The organism is Streptomyces sichuanensis, from assembly GCF_020328095.1.
Taxonomy (GTDB): domain Bacteria; phylum Actinomycetota; class Actinomycetes; order Streptomycetales; family Streptomycetaceae; genus Streptomyces; species Streptomyces cinnamoneus.
This window is the reverse complement of the sequence record NZ_JAIXMK010000158.1, coordinates 1-3,209: the sequence shown is the minus strand read 5'-3', so window position 1 is coordinate 3,209 and position 3,209 is coordinate 1. Positions and strand designations below refer to the sequence as shown.

General features: G+C 74.0%; 5 protein-coding genes. All 5 read right to left on the bottom strand.

The window, feature by feature from the left end:
- Nucleotides 1-218 (bottom strand): hypothetical protein (locus LE181_RS29165; RefSeq protein ID WP_225664517.1); only part of this gene is annotated, 218 nt, incomplete at its 3' end.
- Nucleotides 219-273: 55 nt separating this feature from the next.
- Complete coding sequence (locus tag LE181_RS29160; RefSeq protein ID WP_225664516.1) at nt 274-1,134, bottom strand: DUF6282 family protein; 861 nt, start codon at nt 1,132-1,134, stop codon at nt 274-276.
- Entirely contained in the window at nt 1,127-1,813 is a 687-nt protein-coding gene (locus LE181_RS29155; protein WP_225664515.1) for an RraA family protein, read from the bottom strand. The genes LE181_RS29160 and LE181_RS29155 overlap by 8 nt, the downstream gene beginning before the upstream one ends.
- Nucleotides 1,810-2,934 carry an isocitrate/isopropylmalate dehydrogenase family protein gene (locus LE181_RS29150; RefSeq protein ID WP_225664514.1) on the bottom strand — a complete coding sequence of 375 codons (1,125 nt, stop codon included), beginning with the start codon at nt 2,932-2,934 and terminating at the stop codon, nt 1,810-1,812. Before LE181_RS29150 ends, LE181_RS29155 begins: the two co-directional genes overlap by 4 nt.
- 3 nt (nt 2,935-2,937) lie before the next feature.
- A partial coding sequence (locus tag LE181_RS29145; RefSeq protein ID WP_225664513.1) for an alpha/beta fold hydrolase occupies nt 2,938-3,209 on the bottom strand: 272 nt, incomplete at its 5' end.

Below are 3,209 nucleotides of genomic sequence, written 5' to 3'. Positions count from 1 at the left end.
GTACGGGTCAGCGCCCGCACCCGCTCCACCAGGTCGAGGAGTTCCGGGCTCTCCTGGCGCGTGATCGTTTCGCCGAGGAGGTCGCCGAGGCGGCGGATGTCGGCGCGGAGATCGAGGTGATCGAAGTGATCGAGGTGACCGATGCTCTCGGCGGTCGCGGTCGCGGTCGCGCTCGCGGGCGGGGGCGGGGTCGGCGGGGCGTACGCCGGGGGTGTCACGGGTCCTCCCTGTGAGACCTGGTGGGGATGGTGTGGGGGATGAAAACGGTGGGGGTTACGGGGCGAGCAGCCGGGCCGGATTGGTGGAGGTGACCTCCTTGATCCGTTCCTCGGTGAGTCCCGCCTCCGCGAACCAGTCGGCGCTCATCACCAGCCACTCCGCGACGCCCGGCTGGTCGAGCTGGCCGAGGTCGGAGCTGTAGACGATCCGCGGGTGGGCGTGGAGCACGGTGCGGAACTGCTCCGCGTCGTGGTGGCCCAGGAGCCGGGTGAGCGCGGTCAGCTCGACGTAGACGCACTCGGGCTCGGCGAGGTCGGCCAGGTCGGCGGGGGTGAAGCCGGACATGGGGTGGGTGGCGTGGGTGAGCAGGACCCTGGGCACGCCCAGCCGGACGGCCTCGTCGACGACCCGGAGGGCCTCCTCGCGGTTGCAGTGCCCGGTGGCGACGGCCACGGGCAGGTCGCGGGCGGCGCGCAGGACCTCGCTCACCTCCTTCCGCAGCCGGCCCTCGTCGTCCAGGACCCGGGCGCCCAGCCACTCGTCGGCGGTGAGCCGGGGGTGGAAGGGGCGGCGGCGCAGGGCGGTGGCGGGGTGGCCGGGTTCGGTGAGGGTGGGCAGGTGGACGACGAGCCGGGCGGGGCTGTCCGGGCCGTGTTCGTACACGGACTGCTCGACGACCTGGGGCCGTACGCCCCCGGCGAGGTCGTTGAGGACGACGGCGCCGGAGACGGGCAGCCCGGCCTCGCGGGCCTCCCACGCGCGGGACGCCGTGGAGCCCAGGTGGCTCTTGACGACGACCCAGCCGCCGACGGCGGCGTAGGCGCGGGCGGCGCGGCAGGAGGTCAGCCGGCGCTCGTAGAGGTCGGGTCCCGCGTGGTAGTGGACGTCCACCACGCCGCCGGACAGGTCAGGCACGGTGCTCTCCGGTGGCCGGGCCGTCCCAGGGCTTGGCGTAGCCGAAGCGCCGCCGGGCCTCGTCCAGGCGCAGGCCCTCGGCGATGGCGCCGGCGATGGCGGTCTCGGTGCCCTCGACGCGCTCGGCGCGGTCGGCGACCTCGGCGGCGTGCTCGGCCGGTACGACGAGGGCGCCGTTGTCGTCCGCGACGATGACGTCGCCGGGGCGGACGGTGGTGTCGCCGACGGTGACCTCCCGGCCGGTGGCGGCGAGTTCGACGCGGTTCTTGCCGCTGACCATGGTCACGCCGGTGCTGAACAGCGGGTATCCCATGGCGCGGATCTCGGCGACGTCGCGGGCCGAGCCGTGCAGGACGGTGCCGCGCACGTCCCGGCGGCGCGCGAGGGTGGTGAGCAGCGAGCCCCAGTTGGTGCAGTCGGTGCTGCCGGCGTTGTCGACGACCACGACGGATCCGGCGGGGACGTCGTCGAGGTAGTTGGCGGCGTTGTGGAAGGTCTTCTCGCCGGTGTCCACCGGCCGGTACGTGACCGTGTGGGCGAGGCCGGCGGTGCGGGCGCCGGGGACGCGGGCGGCGACTCCGGTCAGTACGCCGCGGATGCCGAGGCTGTCGAGGGCGTCGGAGACGGAAGCGGTGTCGAGGCGGGCGAGTCGGTCGACGATCTCGGGGCGGACGGTCATTCGGTGATCTCCTGCGGGGAGTCGGCCGGGCGCAGCTCGCGCGCGACCGCGGCGGCGGCCTGTGCGGTGGTGGCGCTGCCGCCCAGGTCGTAGGTGACGGTGGTGCGGGCGCGGACGACGGTGCGGACGGCGTCGCGGAGCTGTCCGGCGGGCAGCGGCATGCCGAGGTGGTCGAGGAGCTGGCCGATGGTGAGCAGCATGGCGACGGGGTTGGCCTTGCCCTGGCCGGCCATGCCGGGGGCGCTGCCGTGGACGGGCTCGAAGTAGGCGCCGTGATCACCGATGTTGCCGCTGGGGGCCAGGCCGAGGCCGCCCATGACGCCGGCGCCGAGGTCGGAGAGGATGTCGCCGAACATGTTCTCGGCGACGAGGACGCCGAAGCGCTCGGGGCGCCGGACCATCCACAGGGCGACCGCGTCGACGTTGAGGACCTCGGTCTCGATCTCCGGGTACTCGCCGGCCATCAGCTCCAGTCGCTCGCGCAGGAAGTTGCTGCTGTTGCGGAGGACGTTGGGCTTGTCGACGAGGGTGAGCAGCCGGTGTCCGTGGGCGCGGGCGTACTCGAAGCCGAAGCGCAGCAGGCGGTCCATGCCGAAGCGGGTCTGCAGGCGCAGCGTGACGCTGGTGGCGCCGGGGCCGGAGGCGGCGGCGTTGGGGTGGTGGCGCACGGCGTTCCACAGCGCGTCGTCGAGGCCGTGGAAGTCGAGGCCGGCGTAGAGGCCCTCGGTGTTCTCGCGGATGACGGCGAAGTCGAAGGCGCCGTTCTCCAGGTCGCTGACCGGGCGGACGTTGGCGTACAGGCCCAGGCGCTGGCGGAGCTGGACGACGGGCGAGACGAACCGGCGGCCGGTGCCGCGCAGCGGCTCGGCCAGCTCGGCCTCGGCCTCGCGCAGCGGCTTGCTGGTGATCGCGCCGAGCAGGCAGGCGTCGGTCTCCTCCAGCAGCTTCCAGGTGCGCTCGGGGACCGGGTCGCCCTCCTCGCGCCAGCACTCCCAGCCGATGTCGCCGAAGCGGAAGTCCAGGGGCAGGCGGAGCTTGTCGATCGCGTCGAGGGCGGCGTGGACGACCTCGGGGCCGATGCCGTCGCCCGGCAGGACCGCGATGCTCTTGCTGACAGTCACTTTCTACGCTTCCTTCTGCTGCAGGAAGGTCTCGACGAATGCCGTCACGGCAGCGGAGACCTCCGCGGTGTTCTCGGTGTGGGGGCGCATTCCGCTGCCGGGGACGACGTGGACGCGGTGGTGGGGGGCGTCCGCCACCGCCACGTGCCGGCGGCCCACGAGACGGGAGGCGCCGCCGACGATGCTCAGCAGCGGGCCGGGGTGGCGCCGGACGGCCTCGGTGGTGTCGATGCCGCGGAGCAGCGGCAGCCCGCCCGCCAGGCGGCGGGCGGCGG